The sequence below is a fragment of the Salinicola sp. 4072 genome (genome assembly GCF_036663415.1).
Lineage (GTDB): Bacteria > Pseudomonadota > Gammaproteobacteria > Pseudomonadales > Halomonadaceae > Salinicola > Salinicola salarius_A.
The window spans coordinates 60493-85302 of sequence record NZ_JAXOVV010000007.1 but is presented as its reverse complement, the minus strand read 5'-3'; the positions used below and the strand labels follow the sequence as shown (position 1 = coordinate 85302).

Here is a 24810-nt window from a genome sequence, read left to right as displayed (position 1 = left end):
GCCTATGTCCGCTCCGCTTCGTTCATTCCGATCGCGTCGCTCGCCGCTGGCCAGAGCGCTTCTGTTCCTGGCGATCCTGCTGTTCAGCCTGGGCGCTCAGGCGCAGCGCATTCAGGATCTGGCCAATTTTGCCGGCGTACGCGACAACCAGTTGGTCGGCTATGGTCTGGTGGTCGGTCTCGACGGCACAGGCGACCAGACCACTCAGGCGCCGTTCACGGGGCAGAGCATCACTAACCTGCTGTCGCAGCTGGGCGTCACGGTTCCCGCGGGCACCAACATGCAGCTGCGCAACGTGGCGGCGGTCATGGTGACGGCCAGGTTGCCGCCGTTCTCCCGCCAGGGGCAGGAGATCGATGTCACTGTCTCGTCGATGGGCAACGCCGATAGCCTGCGCGGCGGTACGCTGCTGATGACGCCGCTGAAGGGGGCGGACGGTCGCGTCTACGCGCTGGCTCAGGGCAACGTCTACGTCGGCGGCGCCGGGGCGGAAGCGGCGGGCAGCAGTGTTTCCGTCAACCATCTGGCCGCCGGCCGTATTCCGGGGGGCGGCCTCGTCGAGCAGGAAGTGCCGATGCGACTGGGCGACGCCAGTGGCACGCTGAACCTGTTCCTCAAGAATGCCGATTTCGAGAACGCGCGACGTATGGTCGTGGCGATCAACCAGGAGTTCGGCGCGCCGGTCGCCGCCGCGCTCGACGGACGCACGGTGCAGTTGAAGCTGCCGGCCAACGATAATGATCGCGTTACCTTTCTGGCTCGCGTGCAGGGAGTGAACGTCACCACCGAGCGTGGCCCGTCCAAGGTAATCGTCAATGCGCGTACCGGCTCGGTGGTGCTGTCGGACACCGTCACGCTCAATCGTGCCGCGGTGGCCCACGGCAACCTGTCGATCGTCATCGATTCCAATCCCCAGGTCAGTCAGCCCAATGCGCTGGCTGGTGGCAACACCGCGGTCGTTCCCAACGCCGACATCACCGTACAGCAGGAGGGCGGTGCGCTGCAGATGGTTCAGACCAGTGCCGATCTGATGGATGTGGTCAACGCGCTGAACGCATTGGGCGCCTCTCCCCAGGATCTGATGTCGATTCTCCAGGCGTTGAAGTCTGCGGGATCGCTCAACGCCGAGCTGGATATCATCTGATGGCGATCACCAACGATCTTTCGGGGCAGTTTGCGCTCGACGTCCAGAGCGTGCAGAAGCTCAAGTACAGTGCGGCCAACTCGCCGCAGGGGAGTCTCAGGGAAGCATCGCGCCAGTTCGAGGCCGTGTTCCTGCAGATGATGCTCAAGAGCATGCGCGATGCCAGCCCCCAGTCCGGTCTACTACAGAGCAATCAGATGGACATGATGCGCTCGATGCAGGATCAGCAGTGGGCGCAGCAGCTGGCGGGCAAGGGGCTGGGGCTTGCCGATCAGCTGGTGGCGCAGCTCGAGGGTAGCGGCCTGCCGGGCACCTCGGCACTGCCCGCCGCCTCGGGCGCTACGGGCGACGATGCCTCGGCCCTGATCGCCGGCATTCCGCGGGGTACGCCACGGCTGTTGCATGGTGGCCTTCGCACGCCGGGATTTGCGCCGGATCTGTCACGGCATGAGATTGCCAGCGCTGCCACGGCCAACGGCTCGTCATCGACATCGGCATTGATGGCAGACGAGACCGACGATCGTCCGGTGCACGTCCGCGCCTTCCTCGACAGTCTGGCAGGGCCGGCCAGGCAGGCGGAACAGACTTCGGGCGTGCCGGCCGAGCTGATTCTGGCCCAGGCCGCGCTCGAGACCGGCTGGGGGCAGCGGGAGATCCCCACTGCCAGCGGCGGCAACAGCCACAATCTCTTCGGTATCAAGGCCGGCCAGTCCTGGCAGGGCGACACCACGAATATCACCACTACCGAGTATGTCGACGGACGACCGGTCAAGATGGTCGATCGCTTCCGCGTCTATGACTCCTATACCGACGCCTTCAACGATTACGCCAAATTGATCGGTGACAACCCTCGCTACCAGGGGGTCGTGGCGGCTTCGACACCCGACCAGGCGGCTCAGGCGTTGCAGCAGGGCGGTTACGCCACGGATCCACGCTATGCCGAGAAGCTTCGCGGCATCATGGCGCAGTTGGGCTCGCTAGAAGCCGGGGCAGGTCGCGATCTGCTGGCGGCAGCGAATAATGCCGGCAACTCGTTCGGCCCTGACGACCTGCCCACGGCGATTTTCTGATCGGCGGTAACAATTGGTTGCGAAATCGCTGCCTGAAGGGGTCAAGAAGCGGCTCTCGCGGCCGATAGAAATCATAACCTTGCACGGACATCGCCAGCATCGTCATGGCGTTTCACGGGATAGCGATATGAGCCTGTTTTCGATTGGCCTTAGCGGTTTGAGCGCGGCGCAGAATGCGTTGTCGACGACCAGCAACAACATCAGCAACGTCTACACCGATGGCTATAGCCGACAGTTGACGCTGCTGGGACAGAACAGCAGCGGCGAGGGTGGCGGGTCCGGCGTCAGCGTCGACGGCATCCAGCGCCAGTACAACAGCTATATCAGTTCGCAGCTCAATCAGGTCAATACCCGCGAGTCGGCCCTGGAAACCTACCAGAGCCAAGTCAATCAGATCGATGACCTGCTGGCGGACAGCGATTCCGGCCTGACCACGCTGATGCAGAATTTCTTCTCCAGCCTCGAGGACCTGACCGGCGCACCCGCGGACGCAGCGGCGCGCGAAGGGGTATTGGGCAGCGCTCGTAGCATGGTCGCACAGTTCCGTGCTTACGATGGCTATCTCAGCGACATGCGTGAGGGCATCAACGGCCAGATCGGCGACGTGGTCACCCAGGTCAACGATCTCAGTGATCAGATTGCCGATCTCAACAAGCAGGTGACGTTAGCCCGTGCCAGAAGCGGCGAAGAGCCCAACGCGCTGCTGGACCAGCGCGACAAGCTGGTCAGCGATCTCGGCGAGCTGGTGGACGTCAACGTGCAGGTTCAGGATGGTTCGACCTACCAGGTATCACTATCCAACGGTACGCCGTTGGTTGCGGGCAAGATGTCGTTCGACCTGGTCGCCGTCAAGAACAGCGAAGATCCTTCCAGCATCACGATTGCCTACGAAGATGGTGCCGGCTCGCGTTCGCCGCTCAAGGAGTCCGTCATTCAAGGCGGTGAATTGGGTGGGCTGATGAGCTTTCGCAGCGAAACCCTCGACAGCGTCCAGAACCAGATCGGTCAGTTGGCGGTGACACTGGCAAATAAATTCAATGACCAGCATGAGGCTGGCGTGGATGTCAACGGTGATCCCGGCGTGGCGTTTTTCGAGATTGGTAGCCCGACCGTCATTGGCAGTGCCAATAACGCAGGCAGTGGTTCGATGATTGCCGAGTATGGCGACATCAGCCAGTTGACGGCTGACGACTATCAGCTGACCTATCAGGCGGATGGCTCCCTCGAGGTCGAGAACCTGAGCAGCGGCGAGAAGCTCGAGGATGTCTCTCCGGATGCTGATGGCAATCTGTCCTTCGGCGGGGTGACGCTGACTCCCGGTACCCCGCCCCCGGTTGAAGGCGACGTCTTCACGCTACAGCCGACTCGCAATGCGGCCGCCGGGTTCGATCTGGCACCGATCGATGCTAGCCAGATCGCTGCGGCTGGTACCGAGAACAGCGGCACGGGTAATAATACCAACGCCCTGGAATTACTCGACCTGCAGAATAAGACGCTGGTTGGTGGCGTCGCGACCTTCAGTGGCGGCTACGCGTCGCTGGTCAGCGATGTCGGCAACCGGGCGGCGATTACCGATGCCAACCTCACGACCCAGCAAGGGTTGAGCGATCAGCTTTACGCCTACCAGCAGGCCGATTCAGGCGTGAACCTGGACGAAGAGTACGCCAACCTGATGCGGTATCAGCAGTACTACTCTGCCAATGCCAAGGTCATCGAAGCCGGTTCGACCATCCTGGATACGATTTTGGGGCTGCGCGCTTGAGAGCTGTCGAAGCGCCGTTTTTGAATAATCATTGAGTGCGCCTGATCGGGCGCCGTCGAGGAGAGAGCCGTGCGTGTCAGCACCGTGATGATGTTCGAGCGCAGTGTCAGCTCGATGAACCGCCAGCAGGGCGCTTTCATGGAAGTTGGCGAGCAGATCGCTTCCGGCAAGCGTGTGGTGCGTCCTTCCGATGACCCACAGGCTGCATCGCGGGCGGTCGGAGTATCGCAATCGTTGGCCACCAATGCCCAGCAGAGCGACAGCCGGGTAACGGTGCGCAATTCGCTGAGTCAGGAAGAGAGCGTTCTCGACAGTGTTTCTGACGCTTTGACCCGGGCCAAGGAGCTCATGATCCAGGCCGGCAATGGCACGCTGAGCGACGCCGATCGCCAGTCCCAGGCGTCGGAGCTGCGCGGCGTCTACGAGGCGCTGTTGGGGCAGGCCAACTCTACCGACGGTAACGGAAGTTATCTCTTCGGCGGTTACAAGGATAGTTCCGCGCCCTTCGGCAAGAATGACTCTGGTGCCGTGGAGTACGAGGGCTCCGACCAGGTTCGCCAGCAGAAGGTCGATTCGTCGCGAATGATGGAAGTGGGTAATACTGGGAAAGACGTCTTCCAGTCGGTGGCGGCAGGCGCGGGTTACGTGGCGAAGGCGGGTGACACCAACAGCGGAACGCTGACTTTCACCGGTCCTCAGGTGGCGGATACGACTGCCCCGGGTTATGGAGAAGGTTATACCGTTACCTTCGATACTACAGTAGAGCCGACGACTTATCAGGTAACCGACTCGACAACAGGTGATGAGGTCTCTAGTGGTGATTACGCGGCAGGCCAGTCGATCGAGTTTGCCGGTATCAAGTTGACGCTTGAGGGTACACCGGAGCCGGGTGACGTGCTAGAAGTTGGACCAGCTGAGGATATGGATCCCGACGTTTTTACGACGTTGGAGAACATGCTCTCTGCCCTCGAGAATCCTCTGGATTCCGAGGCTGACAAGGCGGTATTCGCCAATACGCTATCGACCTCCAGCCGGGAGCTGGATAACGCGCTGGACAACGTGCTGACCGTGCGCGCTTCCGTCGGTGCACGACTGAACGAACTGGACACGCTCGATACCGTGGGTAGCGATCGCAAGATCAGTTACACCCAGACCCAGAGCGATCTGATCGATCTGGATTACACCACCGCCATTTCGGACTATGTCCTGCGGCAGGTGGGGTTGCAGGCGTCGCAGAAGGCCTTCGTCGATTTGCAGGGGACTTCGTTGTTCGACTTGATGTGATGTTTGGTCTGACGCGGCGTCGGATTTCAACCGCCAACGTATCGGGCCGTTAACGGCCCGGTTCGAAGTAAAAGGGGCGCATCCTGCAGGATGCGCCCCTTTTGTTTGGTTGAGCTGTCGATTGGCGAATTGGAGAGGGGCTCGGGTCGAGATCGATTCCCGTTGCGATGTCAGGTCAGGGCGTGCCGGCCATCTGTTCGATCATGCCCTGCATGAAACGAAGCTGCTGCTCGAACAGATCGCTCCAGAAGCCTCCCATATCCGGAATCAGTGCGGTAATCAGCACCAGGCCAGCGGTCAGTGTCATCGGGAAGCCCACCGAAAAGATCGAGAGCTGTGGCGATGCGCGATTGAGAATGCCCAGTGAGAGATTGATCAGCAGCAGCGCGGTGACGATGGGAATCGCCATCAGCAGGCCGGAGGAGAAGATGGTGCCGCCCCAGCGGGCCAGCGTCTCGGCGAAGGTGGCATCGATCGAGGTCGAACCGATGGGCAGCACCTCGAAGGTCCAGGCGAGAATTTCGATGGTGATCAGATGTCCGTCCATCGCCAGGAACATCAGCAGCGTCAAAAGCTCCAGCAGGCGTGACAGCACCATCGTATTGGTGCCGGCATCCGGCTGAAAGAAGGTCGCGAACCCGAGGCCCATCTGCATGCTGATGAACTCCCCGGCAGTCTGCACCACGGCGATCATGATCCGCAGCACCAGGCCCATGGCGATACCAATGAGAATCTGCTGAAGCATGATGCCGAAGCTTGCCAGCGAGAACAGGGGAATCGCCGGCATCGGTGGCAGGGCAGGCGCGATGGCCACAGCGATTGCGGCCCCAAGCAGCGCCTTTACCGGCGTCGGCACGCTCGGCAAGCTCCACAGCGGTGAGGCCATGAAGAAGGCGAGAATGCGAACCGTGGGCCAGAAGAAGAGCCGTATCCAGCTCTCCCATTGCGCGGAGGTAATATCAATCATCGATCGCGCTGACGGGTCAGCTCACCATCTGGGGAATGTTCTGCAGCAGTTCCCGGGTGAAGTTGACCAGTAATTGAATCATCCAGGCGCCGGAGAGGATCAGCATGGCGAAGACGCCCAGGATCTTGGGAATGAACGTCAGCGTCATTTCGTTGATCTGGGTCGCCGCCTGGAAAAGACTGACCAGAAGGCCGACCAGTAGCGCGGTCAGCAGTAGCGGGGCGGCTATCATCAGGGTCACTTTCATACCCTGGTAGGCCATGCTCATTACCATTTCGGGAGACATTGCTTACCTCCATGCGGTCGCGAAGCGGGGGCTGACGACACGGTTCGTGTCTGTGCGACTCACGAGAAATAGAAACTTTGGGTCAGCGAGCCGATCAGAAGCTGCCAACCATCGACCAGCACGAAAAGCATCAGCTTGAACGGCAACGAGATCGTGGCCGGTGGCACCATTATCATCCCCAAAGCCATCAGTACGCTGGCGACGACCAGGTCGATGATCAGAAACGGGATGAAGATCGTGAAGCCGATCTGGAAGGCCGTCTTCAATTCACTGGTGACATAGGCTGGCACCAGGATACGCATCGGCACGTCTTCGGGACCCTGCATCTCGCCGACGTCGGCGATGCGGGCGAACATTGCCAGATCGGCCTGCCGGGTCTGGGCGAACATGAACTCGCGGAATGGCCGGCTGCCTCGCTCCAGCGCTTCCTCCATCGAAATTTCTTCGGCCGAGAACGGTTGCCAGGCTTCTTCATAGGCCCGGTCGAGTACCGGCGACATGACGAAATACGTCAGAAACAGCGCGAGCCCGAGCAGAACCTGCGTCGGCGGCGCCGAGGGCGTGCTCATGGCGGTACGCAACAGCCCCAGCACGATGATGATCCGGGTAAAGCAGGTCATCATCAGCAGCATCGCCGGCAGAAAGGCGAGCGAAGACAAAAAGAGCAGCGTCTGCAGGCTCAGCGACCAGCGCTGACCGCCGTCCGCCATCGGCTCGCTGACAATGCCGGGAATCGCCTGCGCCACCGCCCACTGGCTGGCCGTCAACGCCGCCAGGGCGCCCAACCCCACGACGACGCCACGCAATCTGGAATTAGCCGCAATAGCCACTAGTTGTCGACCCCGTTGTCCCGCCTGGGCTTTTGGCGCTTGAGCGAGTCACTCGCATTCTGTTTGAGGGCTTGACCCAGGCGACTGGCAAAGGAGCCGCTCAAGGGTGCCGACCCAGAGGCGACAGGCGTATTGGGGGGCGGGGTCATGCTGTCCAGCTTGGTTACCTGACCGCCACCGACGCCCAGAACCAGCCAGCGATCATCGACCTCGACGATGACCACGCGCTCGCGTTGCCCGACCGGCGTACTGGCCACGACACGCAGATGCTGCGTTCCGGCACGACGGTTAGGACCGATACGCTTCAGCAGCCAGGCGCAGGCCAGGATGATCGCCACGACGATCAGCAACGACATTGCCGTCTTGCCCATCATCAGAAGGCCGATGCTGTCGCCGCTGCCGGCCGTGGTCTGCGCCGCCTGCTGTAGCGTATCGTCGTTCATCGATTCAGTTTCTGGACGCGTTCGGACGGCGTGACGATCTCGGTGATGCGGATGCCGTATTTGTCATCCACGACGACGACTTCGCCCTGGGCGACGAGATAGCCGTTGATCATGATGTCCATCGGTTCACCGGCCAGTCCGTCCAGCTCCACGACCGAGCCCTGGGCCAGTTCGAGCAGTTGCTTGATGGTGATGCGCGTTCGGCCCAGCTCGACCGAGAGCTTGACCGGGATATCCATGACGACGGCCAGATCCCGAGCCTCGCGAGTGTTGCCGCTGCCTTGATCGAAGGACTGGAAAACGCCGGCTTCCGCCGATTGTGCCTCGCCGGAACCCGCCGTGCCGGTGGGCTTGGTCGCTTCCTCGACCGTTTCGGACTCGTCGGCTTCAGGCTCGACACCCTGTTCCGCCATGGCCGCTGCCCAAAGATCGTCGGCATCCTGGTTGTTGTCGCTGGCCGTATCGGAAGCTCCCTTCTGGGATCCCGGTTTTTGATCATCACTCATTGTCGAAGTCCTTCATGGCGGAGTACGTACCATGGTCAATAAGATGCTTCACCCGTAGCGCGCGTTGACCTTGCCGGGTCCCGTATTCACAGGCCATGACCGGTACACCGTCGACACGCACGTCGATGGCTTTGGGGAGATCGAAGGGGAGAATGTCGCCGACCTTCAGTGTCATCACGTCACCGATGGTCGAGGGTATCTCGGCAAAATCGGCGATCAATTCGACCTGGGTCTGCTTGATCTCGCCGGCCATGCGCGACTCCCACTGGGTATCGTCGCTGTCGAGCGTTCCGATCGGGCTGGACAGAATGTCCCGGATCGGTTCGATCATGGAAAAAGGAATGCAGATGTTGAAATCGCTGGTCAGGTTGCCAACCTCGAGATGAAACGTGCTGTTGACGACGATCTCGTTCGGCGAATTGGTGATGTTGGCAAAGCGCACCTGCATTTCGGAACGCATGTAATCGACGTCCACGGGATAGATCGATTTCCAGGCGTCGCTGTAACCCTCCAGCGCCAGCGACAATAGCCGCTGGATGATTCGCTGTTCGGTGGCGGTGAATTCGCGACCGTCGGATTTGGTCAAAAACCGGCCATCACCGCCGAACAGGTTGTCCACCACCATGAAGACCAGACCCGGCGGGAACACCAGCAGGGCGGTGCCCTTGAGCGGCTTGAGGCTGATCAGGTTCAGGTTGGTCGGTACCGGCAGGTTGCGCGCGAACTCGCTGTAGCTCTGGTAGCGCACGCCGGCGACCGTGATATCGGCGCTGCGTCGAATCAGGTTGAACAGGGCCACCCGGAAGAGACGCGCGAACCGCTCGTTGATGATATCCAGCGCCTGCAGACGCTCACGGATGACCCGGTGCTGGTTGGCCGGGTCGAACGGGCGCGCGTCGCGACGGTTACTCTCGGGCGCTTTGGCGGGCGCGTCGGTATCGCCGCTGACACCGTTGAGAAGGGCGTCGATCTCTTCCTGCGACAGCAAATCGTCTTGGGACATGATTGGCCTGGCGTCCGCTTACTGCACGATGAAATCGGAGAACAGCACGTCGTCGATGGATAACGTGGGCTGCGGCGTGGTGATCGGCTCGTTGAACAAGTCGAGAATCTGCTGCTTCAGCTGGACCTTGCCTTCGGGCTTGATCAACTCTTCGGCGCTCTTGCCGGATAGTAGCATCAGCAGCCGGCTGCGAACCTCGGGCATGTGCTGAGTGAGGAACGTGCTGGTCGCCTCGTCGCCGACGCGCAGCGACAGCCCGACGTAGAGCAGGCGGTCGCCGTAATCGCTCTGCAAATTGACGGTGAAGGGGTTGATGGTCACGAAAATCGGCACCGGCGCTTCGACCGGCTCGTCATCGACGACCTCGGTCGCCTCGCTGCCGTCGCGGGCGTCGAGGAAGAAGTACACGGCGACCGAACTGGCCACCGCCAGCAGGACGATCAGTAGCCCTATCAACAAGAGGGAGCGGCTTTTACGGGATGCGGCCATTGATTCTGCCATTACGGTGATCTCTGAAAGTTGCAGCGGATTATGCGGTGCTGGAGAGCGTCGCGATCGACGGAAAAGACGCCTTCCGGTCTGCTAACTTCCCCTTTCATGCGCCGGGGTCGGAAGATGAAGGCGTGCCAATCGCGAACGGCGCCGCATGACTTGATGTCGCGGCGGGAGTGCCCGCCGCTATCCGTGTTATCGGCAGCGCTGATTAGGATCTGTTGACGTTTCAGCGCGAACCGCGTTGCTGCGCCAAATGGCGCCAGGCCAGGCGCGGGATGCAGAGAAGGGTGGTTCCCTTTTCCAATCCCGCAACGCCGCATGGCGCCATTTGTCGCGCAACCCGAAGGGCCGGGCCAGTTTTTGCACGGTGCTGCGTTATTCGTCGTTCATTTGGAACGACCAAACAACGCTCCTCACGCCTTGCCCCGCACAAAAACTGGCTCCGGCGCGGCCGTGCATGAAACGTCAATAGATCCTAGGCGTAAAGGCTGATGTTGCCATTTGGGGTGAGGGCAACCTGGCGCAGGGTGGCGTCATCGCTCGTATCGACTCCCGATGCGGCAAGCAGCGGGCCGGAGGCGCTCGACGTGCCACGCGGGCGATCGTCGTCCGATGACTGGCCTTGCTGGAACTGCCCCTGATCGCCGACCATCGCTTCACCCAGAGCGATGCCGCTATCGGCGAGCGCCTGGCGGAGCTGAGGCATTGCAGCCTCGACGGCAGCGCGAACCGGCGCGTGGGCAGAAAGGATCTGAAGCTGTGCCTGCTGGTCCTGTACCGTCAGCGATACGCTCAGCGGGCCGAGCTCCTGCGGATGGAGGCGTAGCGACATCTGCTGATCACCGCGCTGATGCATCTGCAGGATTTGCTGGCCGAAGGAGGCGGGCCATTGCGGTGACTGAACCGGGGTCGAGATGGCGCCGTTGGTCACCGCGGCTGCCGATGCCAACCCCGTGCCGTTCGATAGCGGCGACGCCAGATGTGTCAGAGATCCGCCATCGGGCCGCGGGCTCGTGAAGAGGGCGCTATCCAGTCCGTCACGTTCCGCGCCGGATGCCGACAGGGCGTCTGCGAGCGCGTTCGTCAGCGCTGCACCGGCAGGGTCTCCCGTTGACGGGGATTGGGACAGAACCTGGCCGGCGGCGGCCAGCAGCCCCGAGGACGAGGACGATGTTGGATTGCCGCTACGGTTTCCTTCGATCGCCGAAAGCAGCTCGCCGAGCCTGGGCTGTCCGGAGGTCGCATTGACGCGAGTCGAGGCGCCGGGCTGCTCGCCGTCATCCGACACCTTGCCGGACAGCATCGCGGCCACACTTCGCGCGGCGTCGCTGGCCGTCAGGGTCATCTGCTGCAAGGTAGATTGTCCGGCACCGAGTGTCGCGGCGCCATTGCCGGCGGCAGCCGCCGAAGCGTTACCGGCTGGTTGCGCGCCCGTCGTCAGCGGAAGCGCGGCGATGATGGCGGCAAGATCTTCCGCGTCGATCGGCCCTGCGTCGCTATCGCTCGCCTTGGCGTTCGATGTCGCCTTGCCGTCGGTCTTGCCTTCGAGGCTGGCCAGGACGGCGTGAAGCCCTGCCATGTCTCCCTCTTCCAGGGCTTGCAGAATCTCGCGCGCGTCCTCGCTCGTCTGTCGAGTGGCGTCGGATTCGGCATCCGCTGCCTGCGAATCCTTTGTCGCTTGGCGGCTCGAGGCGAGGGCCGACGACGCGTCATCGGCTTCTTGCGTATTCGACCGCTCGGTGGTGTTCGTTGCCTGCGACGCTGAACTGCCGCCGGCTGCGGATCGCTGGGGTTTTTCTGCCCCTGCGGCCCGCTGCATGACATCGGCGAAGGGCGCGCTGGCCGTTTCCTTGGACGCGCTGTTCCCGGTATTGGCGCCACGCGTCGAGGATGAGGTCACGCTGGTGAGAGAGGAAAGTTCCATGGACTACGCCGCCAGTTTCGTTATCGGATAGAGCTTCTAATCGGTGCTGCTGAGCAGGGCTTCCATTCAGTGTTTCGGTATTACCACTGGTGCCCGGCGTCTTGCTGACGGCGGCGTAACTGCGCCGCCATTTCGTCGCTGTGACGTTGCTCGTGACGAGCCTGGTGGCGGGCCGCTTCATGCTGGCTGCGTGTATGCAGCGTGTCGTAGGCGTTGAGTTTTCGGCGTTCGCCCTGCCAGTGCTGCTTGCCGTTCTCGACGCGGGTCTGGTGCTCGCCGAGCCGTCGCTGTTGCTGTTCGATCGCCTTGTCGAGAGAGGCGATGAACTGTTGATAGTCCCGCCATTGGCTCGATGAGACACCCCGGGTCAGACTGTCGTGGAGCTTGCGCTGGTACTCGTCACGATAACGCTGCAGCTGCCCGAGCTGATTCTGAGCCTCCTGCTGTTGACGCTGCAGGTGGCCCAGGTTCTCGACAGCCTTGTCGCTGCTGCGCTGCGCCAGATCACGAAGCATCTGCATGGCGTGCATGTTGGCCAAAGCGTTACCTCCTATCCGTCCGTCGACCGGGGGCGATTCACCGAGGCGATCCACCGGGGCAATCCACCGGGGCAATCCACCGGGGCAATCCACCGGGGCAATCCACCGGGACAATCCACCGATTGCCATTGTGACGCTCGGGCCGTCCCGTCAAAGGATTGATAAGCGATGAAAAATGCCACTATTCCGGAACAGCGCGCGCCGATTTGCCACTCGAGGGGGCGGCGGAAGGTCAGTCGTCGATCGGTATGAGTCTATCGAGATCGGCCTGGGTAGGAGCCAGTTCGGCGATCTCGTTCATACGCTGTTGCAGGAAGGCCTCGAGTCGTGGATAGAGCGCGACTGCGCGATCCAGCTGGGGGTCCTGGCCGCTGATGTAAGCGCCAACGTTGATCAGGTCGCGGTTGCGCTGGTAGCGCGAGATCATCTGCTTGAAGCCTTGCGCCTGGCGCAGGCGCCTGGTGTCGACCACCGCCGGCATCGCACGACTGATCGAGGCCTCGATATCGATGGCCGGGTAGTGGCCGCTCTCCGCCAGCTGTCTTGAAAGCACGATGTGGCCATCGAGGATCGCGCGGGCGGAGTCAGCGATGGGGTCCTGCTGGTCGTCACCTTCCGTCAGCACGGTATAGAAGGCGGTAATCGAGCCACCGCCGCGCTTGCCGTTGCCGGCCCGCTCCACCAGCGCCGGGAGCTTGGCGAAGACGGAGGGGGGGTAACCCTTGGTTGCCGGCGGCTCGCCGATGGCCAGCGCGATCTCGCGAGCCGCCATGGCATAGCGGGTCAGCGAATCCATGATCAACAGCACGTTGCGCCCCTGATCACGAAAGTCTTCCGCCAGCCGCGTCGCGTAGGCCGCGCCTTGCATGCGTTGCAGCGGCGAGGTATCGGCCGGGGCGGCAACCACCACGGCTCGGGCCAGGCCCTCGTCGCCCAGAATGTTTTCGATGAAGTCCTGAACTTCGCGCCCCCGTTCACCGATCAGGCCGACGACGATGACATCGGCATTGGTGAAGCGCGCCATCATGCCCAGCAGCACACTCTTGCCGACTCCGGAGCCGGCGAACAGGCCCATGCGCTGGCCGCGGCCCACGGTGAGCAGCCCGTTGATGGCACGGATGCCCACGTCGATGGCGGTATCGATGGGCGCACGGGCCAACGGGTTGATCGGCGGCGTGTCCAGCGGGGCGTGGGGTGCCTGCTCGAGCGGGCCGTGGTCGTCGAGTGGCCGGCCGTTACCGTCGACGACGCGGCCCAGCAGCCCGTCGCCCAGCGGGAAGCGCCTGGCGCTGGCGATGTCCAGGCGGTTGCCGCTGAGCGCGAGTACCCGGGCGCCCGGCAACAGGCCGCTGGTGTCTGCCAATGGCATCAGGAACAGCTTGTCCCCGGCAAACCCGACCACCTCCGCCTCGGCATAGCGTTCGTCATCGTGGCCGTTGCCGGGGGAGAGTTCGATCAGGCAGGCACTGCCAAGCGGAAGGCGGATTCCGATGGCTTCCAGCACTAGCCCCGTGGCGCGAGTCACCCGGCCTTCGTGGCGGTAATGGGAGAGCGATTCGACGCGATGGCTGATCTTGCCCAGCACTTGACGCCAATGCTGGTGGTGCTGGGAGGTCCCCGATGAGATCGAGGACTCTGTGGCGTCACTCGTCATCGGAGCTCTCGCCACCGGAACTCTCGCCACCGGAACTTTCGCCATCAGAACTCTCGTGACCCGGACCTTTGTGATCCTTACCGCTGTGATCGGCACCTTCTTGCTCCGAGCCACCATGGCTGGAGCGGTCATGGCCGGACTCGAGCCCGCCGTCCTGAGATTCAGGCTCTGCCGGTTGGCCGCTCGACGTCGTCTTGCGTTGACGCCGCTGGTCGAGAATCGCCTTCCACTGGGTGCTCAGGCTGGCGTCGAGTCCGCCGGCGGCACTGGTGACATGGCAGCCGCCGCGCTCGAGCGTGGGGTCGGCGTGACACTCCCAGCCGCTGGCCTCGAGTGCATCGCCCATGGTGGTCGTTACCAGCTCGAGATCATCCGGATGCAGCCACAGACGGGGCTTGCCGTTCAGGGTGGTGTCGGCATCGAGCAGCTCGCGCACGACGCTCAGAATGTGTTCGGGGTTTGCGGCCAGCGACTCGCCCGCCAGTTGGCGGCCTGTGATCAGCGCCAGTTCGACCAGTTGATCGGCGACTTCGGTATCCAGCGTCGCCAATGCCTGACGAAAATTGCTGGCCAGCTCGGCAAGGGGGCGTAGCGTCATGTCCAGGCGCTTGTTGAATTCCAGTTCGGCGGCAGCATTGGCCGCTTCGAGACCTTCCTGGTAACCTGCCTGATAGCCTTGCTCGTGCCCTTCGCTGTAGCCGCTCTCGAAACCCTGTTGCCGGGCCTTTTCGGCGATCGCTCGGCGCGCCTTTTCCTCGGCGTCTTCCCGTTGCCGGCGACGACGCTGCGCTTCGGCGTCTGCGGCGGATTGACCGGGAGCCGGGGACGGCGCGCGCGCGAGCTCTTCCATCTGCCAGCGGTGCCATTCGACACGGTCAGACTCGGTCCGATTGCCGCGATCAGACGTAGCCATCGTCGCCACCCGTCAAGGCGATTTCGCCGGAATCCGCCAGACGCCGTACGACGGCCAGAATCGCCTTCTGTTCGTTTTCGACCTGCGATAGGCGAACCGGCCCTCGGTTCTCCATGTCCTCGAGCATCAGCTGTGCCGCGCGCTGGGACATGTTGCGAGTGAATTTGTCGACCAGCGCCTCTTCGGCACCGCGCAGTGCAATCACCAGAGAGTTGGTCTCGACTTCGCGCAGAATCATCTGGATGCCGCGGTCGTCGATATCCAGCAGGTTCTCGAACAGGAACATCTCGTCGATGATGCGTTGCGCCAGGTCCTCGCTGTGCGCGCGAACCACTTCGATAACCTGTTCTTCTTGGGAGGAGTTCATCAGGTTGAGAATCTCTGCCGCTGTTCTTACGCCGCCCATCTTGCTGCGCTTCAGGTTGGTACCATCCAGCATTGAAGAGAGTACCTCGGTAAGCTCTTGCAGCGCTGCCGGCTGTACGCCGCTGAAGGTGGCGATGCGCAGCATGACGTCTTCGCGCAGCTTGTCGCCGAACAGTTCGAGAATATCGGCGGCCTGAGAGCGCTCCAGATGGACCAGAATCGTGGCGATGATCTGCGGGTGCTCGTCGCGGATCATTTCGGCGACCATCGACGCTTCCATCAGATTCAACGAGTCGATGCCCGACGCCGTATTGCTGGTCTCGAGAATGTCCTCGATCAGGCTGCTGGCGCGTTCGCTGCCCAGTGCCTTGGTCAGAACCGCGCGGATGTGATCGCTGGAGTGCAGATTGATGGCCGTAAACTGCTCGGCTTCCTCGTAGAAATCGCGTAATACCGCCGCCATCTCCTGATGAGAGACCTGGCCGAGCTTGGCCATTTCCTGGCTGATCTCCTGCACCTCTCGGCTGGAGAGGTACTTGAAGACTTCCGCTGCGCTGTCTTCGTCCAGGGAGAGCAACAGGATGGCGCCGCGTCGAGCGCCAGTCATTTCCACCGTCATGATTTGTCCATCCAGCTTCTGACGACCATGGCGACCAGGCGGGGATCTTCCTGGGCGATTTCACGAACTTCCTTGAGATCCTGCTCGTAGCTCGAGGCGCCGCGACGGCTGCGTTCGCGTCTCGAGCCTTCTACAGGCTCATCGCTGACGCCGCTGTCACTGACTGCCTGGTAGCTCGCGGCACCGGCGGCTGCCGCCGCGCCGGTGGCGGGTGTCGGTGCCGCCACCGGCGCGGGAGCGGGCTCTGCGGTCTGGCGACGCAGGAGCGGTTTCACCACCTTGAACCACAGGAACAGGGCGACCAGGGCGACGACGAGATACTTCAGTACGCTCTTGCCGAGACTCCAGACTTCCGGCGTCTGCCACCAGGGCAGGGTGTCGAAATCCTGTGCATCGATCTGGAACGGGCTGTTGACGACCTCGAGCGCATCACCGCGAGCCGCCGAGAAGCCCATCGCCTGGCGTACCAAGCCGCGGATCTGCTCCATCTCCGTGTCGCTCAGTGCGACCTGGGTCGGATTGCCGTCCTCGTCGACTCCTTCGCGATAGTTGACGACAATGGCTGCCGACAGGCGCTCGATGTCGCCACTGTGCTGCTTGATGTGCTCGACGGTGCGGTCGACTTCATAGTTGACGGTACTGTCGTGACGTACCCGGCCGGTCTCGGTGGTGTCAGCGGTCTCGGTGGCGGCGCCCTGCGTATCCGCGTTCTGGTTGTCGGCATTATTAGCGTTACCGGCGTTGTCGGCCCCATCGGTCTGGGCTTGGGTATCCGGCGCATTGATCGGGGAGGCGGCAACGCCCGGCGGCTGATTGCTCAGCGCGCCCGGTACGCCCATGGCGAGATCGCCGTAGCTCTCGTAAGACGAGCTGGTCTGTTGGCTGCGTACGGCGGCCTCGTTCGGCGCCTGGTTGGGGCCGTAGCGCTCCGCGGTCTGTTCCCGCTGAGAGAAGTCGACTTGCGCGGTCACCTGCGCGCGTACGTTCTTGGCGCCGACGATCGGCGCCAGGATCGCCTCGATGCGCTGGGCGTACTGGTCCTCGAGATTATTGACGTAATCGAGCTGGCTGCCATCCAGCTGGTTGGTGTTGCGGTTGGAGCGGCTCAGCAGATCGCCGTTCTGATCGATGACGGTAACGTCGTCGACGGCCAGTTGCGGCACGCTGCTGGAGACCATGTGGACGATGGCATTGACTTGGCCTTCGCCCAGTACCCGACCCGGCTGCAGGTCGAGGACGACGGAGGCGGAGGCGGGTTCGCTCTCGCGGACGAAGACGGACGGCTTGGCCATGGCGAGGTGAACGCGGGCCCGCTCGACGCTGCCCAGCGTGCCGATGGTGCGGGCCAGTTCGCCCTCCAGAGCGCGCTGGTAGTTGACCTGTTCGGCGAACTGGCTGATGCCGAATGCCTGGTCATCCATCAGCTCGAAGCCGACGCCGCTGGCTTCGGGCAGCCCCTGTTCGGCCAGCCGGAGACGAGTCTGGCGGACCTGATCGGCCGGAACGAGCAGGGCCTGGCCGCCCTCGCTGAACTCGTAGGGGATGCCCATGGTATCGAGCTGGGTGATGATTCGACCGCCGTCGGCGTCGGTCAGTGTCGAATAGAGAACCCGATATTCCGGGCTGCGAGCCCACAACAGCAACGCAATGACGATAGCCACGGCGGCGGCGCCGGCTACGATCAGCGGGATACGGGGGTTCCGCTGCAATCTGTTCAACCAGTCGCGGCCGCCGGAGGTCGACTCCGAAGCGGCTTGGCGATTCGAATTCCGGGCGGATGCATTGGCTGAACTCTGAGCGTCGTTGGACGACGTGGCCGTGCTCATGTCGGACTCCGCTCATGGCACGTGGTGCGACTCGACAACATAGCAGTAGTCTGCTCCCTGCAACGCGTCTGCTCATCCGTGCCTCGACACGCTCGGAGAGTCAGTCCGATGCGGCCCTGGCCGGGGCGTTAGTTTGATGGCAGCCATTATGTGTCGGTACGTTAATGGCGAAGGTGGGAAAAGCCGATGTTTTCACGCGCATTTACCGCGATAGTGATTGGCTTGCTGTTGATAGGCTGCCAGCGTCGAATCCACCGGCGGTCGTGTCGCTTTCCCACAGGGCGCCGTCATACAGGAAAATCTTCATGAGTGCTCCAGCCATTCAAGCGGCGCTTCAGCAAATGCAGGCTCTCTCGGCTCAGGCAGGCGGGCAGAGCGCGGCGTCGCAGAGCCCTGCTGCCGAGACTCACGGCAGCTTCGCCGGGGAGTTGCAGGCCTCGCTCGGACGAATCAACCAGATGCAGCAAACTGCCAACCAGCAGGCCATGTCCTTCCAGGCCGGCGATCCCGACGTGGCATTGAACGACGTGATGATCGATTCCCAGAAGGCGAGCGTGGCCTTCGACATGGGTGTCCAGGTGCGTAATCGTCTCGTGACCGCGTACAAGGAAATCATGGGGCTGCAGATTTAAGGCATCTTTCCGGCCTTATTTTGCGCCTCGCCCAAGCTCGGCCGTCGTTCGGACCGCCGGGCTTTTCGCGTGCCTCAGGCACCAAGCTTGCGATGCTGGCGCCATGTCTCCACCGAGTAGAATCCGAGCCCGATCCAGATCAGGACGAAGGTGAACAGTTGAGGCCAGGAGATGGTTTCGTCGAATACCCATAGCGCCAGCAGGAACTGCAGCGTCGGGTTGAGATACATCAGAAAGCCGACGGTAGAGAGCGTCAGCCGCCGGGCGGCGCCGGCAAAGGCGAGTAGCGGCAGGGTGGTGACCACGCCACTGACGATCATCAATGCGGTGGTCTTCGACGTCTCGCCGAAGTGAGACTGGCCGTGCCAGGTCAGCCACGCCAGCGCGGCGAGGCTCAACGGCAGCAACAGGCTCGTTTCCACCAGCAACCCCGACAGCGCATCCAGGGAGACGCGCTTGCGCAGCAACCCGTAGGTGCCGAATGTCATGGCCAGCACCAGGCTGATCCAGGGCAGCTTGCCGAGCATCACCAGTTGCAGCAGAACGGCGCCGAGCGCGAGACCGATCGCCAGCATCTGCCAGCGCCCGAGCCGCTCGCGCAGCACGAGCATCCCTAGCGCCACATTGACCAGCGGCGTCATGAAGTAGCCCAGGCTCGCCTGCAGCACATGGTGGGTTTCCACCGCGTAGATATAGAGCCCCCAGTTCAGCGCGATGAGCAGCGCGCAGCCGAGGCTCCAGCCCAGCCCGCGAATCAGATCGCGCGGGCTTCGAAAGCTGCGGCGCAACGCGGCCCAGCGTCTCATCAGCGTGACCACGACGATCAGGAACGCGCAGGACCAGAGGATGCGCTGGATGAGCACCTCGAACGCGGGCACGCCGTCGAACAGCGAAAAGAACAGGGGGAAGCAGCCCCACATGGCGTACGCGCCAACGCCGAACACGACGCCAAGGCGGGCATCGCTCGCGGAAGCCTGCCGCTCCGGGGTTGCCGTCTCGGTGGTTTGAGGTTGGGAATCATCCACTGCAGGGCTCGACACGATCGACGCTCCATATCTCGGGCCCGTAATCTATCATGACCACGTCACGCAGGCTGCCCGACGTCGACGGGAAATGTACTGAAATGACCCGCGTCAGACGAGGGCGGCGATTCCAGAGAGGAAAGCCATGAGTGAATTACGCGTCAGTCTGGTGCAGAGCGAACTGCACTGGGAAGATCCGGCAGCCAATCGACGCCTGCTGGATAGCCGCATGGGGATGCTGGATGGCAGCCGGACCGATCTGATCGTGCTGCCGGAAATGTTCGCCACCGGGTTCACCATGAATGCCGAAGCCATGGCGGAGCCCTTCGACGCCAGCCCGACGCTGGACTGGATGCGCAGCCAGGCGCAGGAGCGAGGCTGCACCATAACCGGGAGCCTGGCGATCGCCGACGGTGGACGCCGCTACAACCGGCTGGTCTGGATGACGCCGGAAGGGGTGATGACCCATTACGACAAGCGGCATCTGTTTCGCATGGGCGATGAGCCCAGGCATTACGCGGCGGGCACCCGGCGCCAGGTGGTCGAGATCAAGGGCGTCCGTATCCTGCTGTCGGTATGTTACGACCTGCGTTTTCCGGTGTGGCTGCGCCAGCAACCCGGCGCCGGGCAACCTTTCGAATACGACGCGCTGCTGTGCGTCGCCAACTGGCCGGCGCCGCGCAGACACCCGTGGCGAACGCTGCTGCAGGCGCGTGCCATCGAGAATCTGAGCTACGTGATCGGCGTCAACCGGGTGGGAGAGGATGGCAACGGGCTGCCTTACGCCGGCGACTCCATGGTGGTGGACTTCAAGGGCGAGCCGCTGGCCGATCATCCGCCGGGCGAGGCGTTCGTCGAAACGGTCACGATTTCCAGCGATGCGTTAAAGACATTTCGCGACAAGTTCCCGGCGTGGCAAGATGCCGACACTTTTCACTGGGGTGACTGACAATGCGGTTGGATCGATTTCTTAGCGAGGCCACGGAACTCACGCGCAGCCAGGCCAAGCGTGCGCTGCGCCAGTTCGAGGTGAGCGTCGACGGCGAAGTGACGCGAGACGCCTCGTATCAGGTTTCCGACGACCAGGTGGTGCGGTGGCAGGGCGACATACTGGAACGGGTTGGCTGGAGATACCTGATGATGCACAAGCCGGTAGGTGTCGAGTGCTCCCTTCGCCCGACGCATCATCCCTCCGTGCTGAGTCTGATCGATATCCCGCAGATCGAGCGGGTGCATCCGGTAGGGCGGCTGGATCTCGATACTTCGGGACTGCTGCTGATCAGCGACGATGGCAAGTGGACGCACCGCGTGACCTCGCCGAACCGCGCCTGCGTGAAGCGCTACCGTGCGACGCTGGGTGAACCCCTGGTGGAGGGCGAAGCCGAGCGAATCGCACGACAGTTCGACGAAGGCGTCGAGTTGAACGGTGACGATAAGCCGACCCGGCCGGCCACCTTCGAAGCCGTGAGTGATACCGAAGTGCTGATCGGTGTCACCGAGGGGCGCTACCACCTGGTCCGGCGCATGCTGACGGCGGTGGGGCATACGGTCGAGACGCTGCACCGTGAAGCGATCGGGCCGCTGGAGCTCGATCCGGATCTCGAACCCGGCGAATGTCGCTATCTGCGCCCGGAAGAGATAGCCGCGTTCTGAATTGCCTTCCAGCGGGAAGCGGGAGCCGTGGGGCGCGGATTTCAAGGTTTATACCGTTATCTTGTTTTGGCAAGACATCTTCAGATCACCTTGAATTCGTCATCAAGGCAGAGAGAGGGAGGAAGCGTCGATCAGTGCCCGTGTGTAAGCCGATTGTGGGTTCTCGAGCAGCGCTTCGCACTCTCCCTGTTCGACGACTTTGCCATCCTTCAACACCAGTATTCTGTGTGCCATCGCTCTGACCACGGCGAGGTCGTGGCTGATGAACAGGTAGGCGAGGCCGTGTCTGGCCTGGACGCTGCGCAGCAGCTCGATCAGTTGCTTCTGCACCGTGCGATCGAGGGCCGAGGTCGGTTCGTCGAGGACCAGCAGACTCGGCTTGAGGATCAGGGCGCGGGCGATGGCGATACGCTGGCGCTGACCGCCCGAGAACTCGTGGGGATAGCGGTCGCCGCAGTCCGGCGGCAGGTCGACGTCGCGAAGCGCTTCGGCAATGCGCTCGGCCACGGTCGATTCATCGAGCTCGGGATGATGGAAACGCAGTCCCTCGCTGATGATACCGGCCACCGGCATGCGCGGTGACAGCGAGCCGTAGGGGTCCTGGAACACGATCTGGAACCCGCGTCGCTGGCGCCTGAGGGCGTCGCCGCTCAAGGTATCGAGCCGCTGTCCGGCGAAGCGGATCTCGCCGCTGGCGGGCAGTAGCCGGATCAGGGCCGAGGCCAGCGTCGTCTTGCCGGAGCCGGATTCACCGACGATGCCGAGTGTTTCCCCCTTGCGGAGTTGCAGCGACAGCGGCTCGACGGCGACGAAAGCCGGAGGGCGCGGCCGCAGGAAGGGCTTGGATCGGGGAAACGCCACGCTGACGCGATCGGCGGCCAGCAGCGGTGTTTCGCCGTCCTGTTCCGGAGGCGCCGGCCGGCCGCTGGGAATGGCATCGATCAGCTGTCGCGTGTAGGCGGCCTGCGGCGTGTCGAAGACGACGGGCGTGGGGCCGGTCTCCACGCGCTCGCCACGACGCATGACGACGACCCGGTCGGCATGGCGACGCACCAGATTGAGATCATGGCTGATCAGCAGCAGGCCCATGTCGTGACGATCCCGCAGGTCGTCCAGCAGCGCCAGAATCTCCTGTTGTACCGTCACGTCCAGTGCCGTGGTGGGCTCGTCGGCGATCAGCAGTTTCGGGTCGTTGGCGATCGCCATGGCGATCATCACCCGCTGGCGCTGCCCGCCGGAAAGCTGGTGGGGCCAGGCCGAAATCAGCTCCTCGACCCGGGGCAGCCTGACCTGTGTCAGTAGCTCCTTGATACGGCGTTTGGCGGCTTCGCCTCGAAGCCCTTGATGCAGGCGCAGCGTTTCTCCCAGTTGCTTGCCGACGCTATGCAGCGGATTCAGCGAGGTCATCGGCTCCTGGAAGATGAAGCCGATCTGCCCGCCGCGCAGCGCGTTCCATTGGCGAGGCGAGAGATGGCCGATATCGCGGCCGTCGAAATAGCGCTCTCCCTCGATGTCGGTGCCCGTCGGCAGCAGCCCCAGCGCGCCCAGCGCGCTGACCGACTTGCCCGATCCCGATTCCCCGACCACGGCGACGGTTTCCCCGCGATCGACATGCAAATCCAGCGCGGTCACCGCCGCCTGGGCGCCGAAGCGGATGGTCAGTCGGCGCAGTTCGAACAGTCGCTTGTCGTTCATGGCAGGCTTTCCTGACGCGGGCTATCGGGTATGGCGGCAGGTCGGTCGACCCGGCTCGCAGTGAGGATATGGCGGGGATCGAACGCGTCGCGCAGCCCCTCGCCGATGAATACCAGCAGCGACAGCATCACGCTCAGGGTGACGAAAGCGGTCACGCCGAGCCAGGGCGCCTGCAGGTTGTTCTTGCCCTGGGCGACCAGTTCGCCCAGCGAGGGCGAGCCCGGCGGCAGCCCGAAGCCGAGGAAATCCAGTGCCGTCAGCGTCGTGATGGCGCCGGTGAACAGAAACGGGATGAAGGTCAGCGTGGCGACCATTGCGTTGGGGAGCACGTGTCGGCGCATGATCAGATGCGAGGGCAGCCCCATGGCGCGCGCGGCCCTCACGTACTCCAGATTCCTGGCGCGCAGGAACTCGGCGCGAACGATATCCACCAGGCCCAGCCACGAGAACAGCAGCATGATGCCCAGCAGCCACCAGATGTTGGGTTCGACCAGGCTGGCCAGGATGATCAGCAGGAACAGGACCGGCAACCCGGACCAGATTTCGATCAGGCGCTGGCCGATCAGATCGATCTTGCCGCCGGAGTAGCCTTGAATGCCGCCGATCACCACACCCAGGAAGATCGAGCCGATGGTGAGCGCCAAGGCGAAGGCGACCGACAGCCGAAACCCATAGAGAACGCGAGCGAACACGTCGCGGCCCTGATCGTCGGTCCCCAGCCAGTGGCGGCTGCCGGGCGGCGAAGGCACCGGCCCCTGCACGTCGCGGTCCAGCGTCTGGTAGGAAAACGGCACCGGCGGCCACAGCATCCAGCCATTGTCGGCGATCTGCTCGTAGACGACAGGGTCGCGATAGTCGGCCGTCGTCGGCAGGAAGCCGCCGAACTCGGTTTCGGGGTAATCCACCAGCAGCGGCACGTACCAATGGCCGTCGTACTGCATCACGATCGGCTTGTCGTTGGCGACCAGCTCGGCGCCCAGGCTGACGATGAACAGCAACCCGAAGATCCAGAGCGACCAGACGGCGCGGCGGTTGCCGCGAAAGACCTGAAGGCGACGCTGAGTGATTGGCGACAAGCGCCGGCGATGGCTCGATGTCATCACGACTCCCGGGTGCCGAAATCGATGCGTGGGTCGACCCAGACGTAGGTCAGATCCGAGATCAGCTTGAGTACCAGCCCGATCAGGGTATAGAGATAGAGCGTGCCGAAGATCAGCGGATAGTCGCGCTGCATCACGGCCTCGAACCCCAGCAGGCCAAGGCCGTTGAGCGAGAAGATCACCTCGATCAGCAGCGAGCCGGTGAACAGGATGCCGATCAGCGCCGAGGGCAGGCCGGCGATGATGATCAGCATGGCGTTACGGAACACGTGGCCGTAGAGCACGCGCCGATCCGAGGCGCCCTTGGCGCGCGCCGTCAGCACGTACTGCTTGTGAATCTCGTCGAGGAAGCTGTTCTTGGTCAGCATGGTGAGGGTGGCGAAGCTGCCGATGGCCGAGGCGAGGACCGGCAGCGTGATGTGCCAGAAGTAATCCTGGATCTTGCCGAGCAGCGACAGCTCGCTGAAGTTGGAGGACGTCAGCCCGCGCAGCGGGAACCAGTTCCAGTAGCTGCCGCCGGCGAACACAACGATCAGCAGGATCGCGAACAGGAAGCCGGGGATCGCGTAGCCGACCACCACCGCGCCCGACGACCAGACATCGAAGGCGCTGCCGTGACGCAAGGCCTTGCGAATGCCCAGCGGAATCGAGATCAGATAGACCAGCAGCGTGGTCCATAGCCCGAGCGAGATCGATACCGGTAGCCGGTCCAGCACCAGGTCGAGCACCGGCTGGCCCCGGAACAGGCTCTCGCCCAGGTCGAACGTGGCGTAGTCCTTGAGCATCAGGCCGAAGCGCTCCCAGGCCGGCTTGTCGAAGCCGTACTCTTCTGTCAGCTGCTGGCGCAGCTCGTCGTTGACGCCACGGAGCCGCTGCGCGTTGCCTCCGCTGTTGTTACCGTCAGCGCCGCCGCTTTCGAGACCGGTGCTGGCATTGCTGTTCAAGCCTTCGAAGCGGGCCATCATCTGGTCGATCGGTCCGCCGGGAGCGGCCTGCACGATGATGAAGTTGAGCAGCAGGATCCCCAGCAGGGTGGGGATCATCAGCAGCAGGCGACGAACGATATAGCTGGCCATG

24 protein-coding genes are annotated in these 24810 nt (G+C 63.0%); 7 read left to right on the top strand and 17 right to left on the bottom strand.

Features of this window, described 5'->3' with window-relative positions; genetic code table 11:
- The first annotated feature begins 4 nt into the window (after window positions 1-4).
- The 4 genes from R3F72_RS07355 to flgL all read left to right on the top strand — a co-directional run bounded on the left by R3F72_RS07355 (window position 5) and on the right by flgL (window position 5260).
- On the top strand, window positions 5-1144 hold the full coding sequence (locus R3F72_RS07355; protein ID WP_332779309.1) for a flagellar basal body P-ring protein FlgI: 1140 nt from the start codon (window positions 5-7) through the stop codon (window positions 1142-1144).
- Complete coding sequence (gene flgJ / locus R3F72_RS07350) at window positions 1144-2214, top strand: flagellar assembly peptidoglycan hydrolase FlgJ (protein ID WP_332779308.1); 1071 nt, start codon at window positions 1144-1146, stop codon at window positions 2212-2214. The genes R3F72_RS07355 and flgJ overlap by 1 nt, the downstream gene beginning before the upstream one ends.
- A gap of 127 nt (window positions 2215-2341) precedes the next feature.
- Complete coding sequence (gene flgK / locus R3F72_RS07345) at window positions 2342-3976, top strand: flagellar hook-associated protein FlgK (protein ID WP_332779307.1); 1635 nt, start codon at window positions 2342-2344, stop codon at window positions 3974-3976.
- 69 nt (window positions 3977-4045) lie between these two features.
- On the top strand, window positions 4046-5260 hold the full coding sequence (gene flgL / locus R3F72_RS07340; protein WP_332779306.1) for a flagellar hook-associated protein FlgL: 1215 nt from the start codon (window positions 4046-4048) through the stop codon (window positions 5258-5260).
- A gap of 175 nt (window positions 5261-5435) precedes the next feature.
- On the opposite strand, the gene fliR is transcribed toward flgL, so the two are convergent.
- From fliR to fliF, 13 genes are all read right to left on the bottom strand, one after another.
- Window positions 5436-6227 (bottom strand): flagellar biosynthetic protein FliR, encoded by a 792-nt coding sequence (gene fliR, locus R3F72_RS07335; RefSeq protein ID WP_087719453.1) that lies wholly within the window; start codon window positions 6225-6227, stop codon window positions 5436-5438.
- 16 nt (window positions 6228-6243) lie between these two features.
- Window positions 6244-6513 (bottom strand): flagellar biosynthesis protein FliQ, encoded by a 270-nt coding sequence (fliQ, locus tag R3F72_RS07330; RefSeq protein WP_087719452.1) that lies wholly within the window; start codon window positions 6511-6513, stop codon window positions 6244-6246.
- A 59-nt stretch (window positions 6514-6572) separates the two neighbouring features.
- Window positions 6573-7304, bottom strand: a complete 732-nt coding sequence (fliP, locus tag R3F72_RS07325; RefSeq protein WP_373419416.1) for a flagellar type III secretion system pore protein FliP — start codon at window positions 7302-7304, stop codon at window positions 6573-6575.
- Window positions 7305-7342: 38 nt separating this feature from the next.
- Window positions 7343-7786: a flagellar biosynthetic protein FliO gene (gene fliO, locus R3F72_RS07320; protein ID WP_071231252.1), complete on the bottom strand. Its 444-nt coding sequence runs from the start codon at window positions 7784-7786 to the stop codon at window positions 7343-7345.
- Window positions 7783-8292, bottom strand: a complete 510-nt coding sequence (fliN, locus tag R3F72_RS07315) for a flagellar motor switch protein FliN (RefSeq protein WP_071231251.1) — start codon at window positions 8290-8292, stop codon at window positions 7783-7785. Before fliN ends, fliO begins: the two co-directional genes overlap by 4 nt.
- Window positions 8285-9295, bottom strand: a complete 1011-nt coding sequence (gene fliM / locus R3F72_RS07310; RefSeq protein ID WP_087719451.1) for a flagellar motor switch protein FliM — start codon at window positions 9293-9295, stop codon at window positions 8285-8287. Before fliM ends, fliN begins: the two co-directional genes overlap by 8 nt.
- A gap of 18 nt (window positions 9296-9313) precedes the next feature.
- A complete protein-coding gene (gene fliL / locus R3F72_RS07305) occupies window positions 9314-9784 on the bottom strand; it encodes a flagellar basal body-associated protein FliL (RefSeq protein WP_332779305.1) in 471 nt (156 codons plus the stop codon).
- A 481-nt stretch (window positions 9785-10265) separates the two neighbouring features.
- A complete protein-coding gene (locus tag R3F72_RS07300) occupies window positions 10266-11714 on the bottom strand; it encodes a flagellar hook-length control protein FliK (RefSeq protein ID WP_332779304.1) in 1449 nt (482 codons plus the stop codon).
- A gap of 80 nt (window positions 11715-11794) precedes the next feature.
- Window positions 11795-12244 (bottom strand): flagellar export protein FliJ, encoded by a 450-nt coding sequence (gene fliJ, locus R3F72_RS07295; protein ID WP_256961265.1) that lies wholly within the window; start codon window positions 12242-12244, stop codon window positions 11795-11797.
- A gap of 241 nt (window positions 12245-12485) precedes the next feature.
- Window positions 12486-13907, bottom strand: a complete 1422-nt coding sequence (gene fliI / locus R3F72_RS07290; RefSeq protein WP_332779303.1) for a flagellar protein export ATPase FliI — start codon at window positions 13905-13907, stop codon at window positions 12486-12488.
- Complete coding sequence (locus R3F72_RS07285) at window positions 13897-14820, bottom strand: flagellar assembly protein FliH (protein ID WP_332779302.1); 924 nt, start codon at window positions 14818-14820, stop codon at window positions 13897-13899. Before R3F72_RS07285 ends, fliI begins: the two co-directional genes overlap by 11 nt.
- Window positions 14807-15805, bottom strand: coding sequence for a flagellar motor switch protein FliG (gene fliG / locus R3F72_RS07280; RefSeq protein WP_332779301.1), 999 nt, complete (start codon window positions 15803-15805; stop codon window positions 14807-14809). The genes R3F72_RS07285 and fliG overlap by 14 nt, the downstream gene beginning before the upstream one ends.
- The gene (gene fliF, locus R3F72_RS07275) at window positions 15802-17631 is read right to left on the bottom strand and encodes a flagellar basal-body MS-ring/collar protein FliF (protein WP_332779300.1); all 1830 of its coding nucleotides are present in this window, start codon (window positions 17629-17631) and stop codon (window positions 15802-15804) included. The genes fliG and fliF overlap by 4 nt, the downstream gene beginning before the upstream one ends.
- A gap of 305 nt (window positions 17632-17936) precedes the next feature.
- On the opposite strand from fliF, the gene fliE reads away from it, so the two are divergent.
- Window positions 17937-18263 carry a flagellar hook-basal body complex protein FliE gene (fliE, locus tag R3F72_RS07270; protein WP_332779299.1) on the top strand — a complete coding sequence of 109 codons (327 nt, stop codon included), beginning with the start codon at window positions 17937-17939 and terminating at the stop codon, window positions 18261-18263.
- Between the two features lie 74 nt (window positions 18264-18337).
- On the opposite strand, the gene rarD is transcribed toward fliE, so the two are convergent.
- On the bottom strand, window positions 18338-19303 hold the full coding sequence (gene rarD, locus R3F72_RS07265; RefSeq protein ID WP_442978338.1) for an EamA family transporter RarD: 966 nt from the start codon (window positions 19301-19303) through the stop codon (window positions 18338-18340).
- Window positions 19304-19430: 127 nt separating this feature from the next.
- On the opposite strand from rarD, the gene R3F72_RS07260 reads away from it, so the two are divergent.
- Window positions 19431-20234: an amidohydrolase gene (locus R3F72_RS07260; RefSeq protein ID WP_303853263.1), complete on the top strand. Its 804-nt coding sequence runs from the start codon at window positions 19431-19433 to the stop codon at window positions 20232-20234.
- A gap of 2 nt (window positions 20235-20236) precedes the next feature.
- Window positions 20237-20938 carry a pseudouridine synthase gene (locus R3F72_RS07255; RefSeq protein WP_332779298.1) on the top strand — a complete coding sequence of 234 codons (702 nt, stop codon included), beginning with the start codon at window positions 20237-20239 and terminating at the stop codon, window positions 20936-20938.
- A 102-nt stretch (window positions 20939-21040) separates the two neighbouring features.
- On the opposite strand, the gene R3F72_RS07250 is transcribed toward R3F72_RS07255, so the two are convergent.
- The 3 genes from R3F72_RS07250 to R3F72_RS07240 are packed head-to-tail and all read right to left on the bottom strand — an operon-like array spanning window position 21041 to window position 24809.
- Window positions 21041-22633 carry an ABC transporter ATP-binding protein gene (locus tag R3F72_RS07250; RefSeq protein WP_332779297.1) on the bottom strand — a complete coding sequence of 531 codons (1593 nt, stop codon included), beginning with the start codon at window positions 22631-22633 and terminating at the stop codon, window positions 21041-21043.
- Complete coding sequence (locus R3F72_RS07245; protein ID WP_332779296.1) at window positions 22630-23733, bottom strand: ABC transporter permease; 1104 nt, start codon at window positions 23731-23733, stop codon at window positions 22630-22632. The genes R3F72_RS07250 and R3F72_RS07245 overlap by 4 nt, the downstream gene beginning before the upstream one ends.
- Window positions 23733-24809 (bottom strand): microcin C ABC transporter permease YejB, encoded by a 1077-nt coding sequence (locus tag R3F72_RS07240; RefSeq protein WP_087719436.1) that lies wholly within the window; start codon window positions 24807-24809, stop codon window positions 23733-23735. The genes R3F72_RS07245 and R3F72_RS07240 overlap by 1 nt, the downstream gene beginning before the upstream one ends.
- Window position 24810 lies beyond the last annotated feature (1 nt).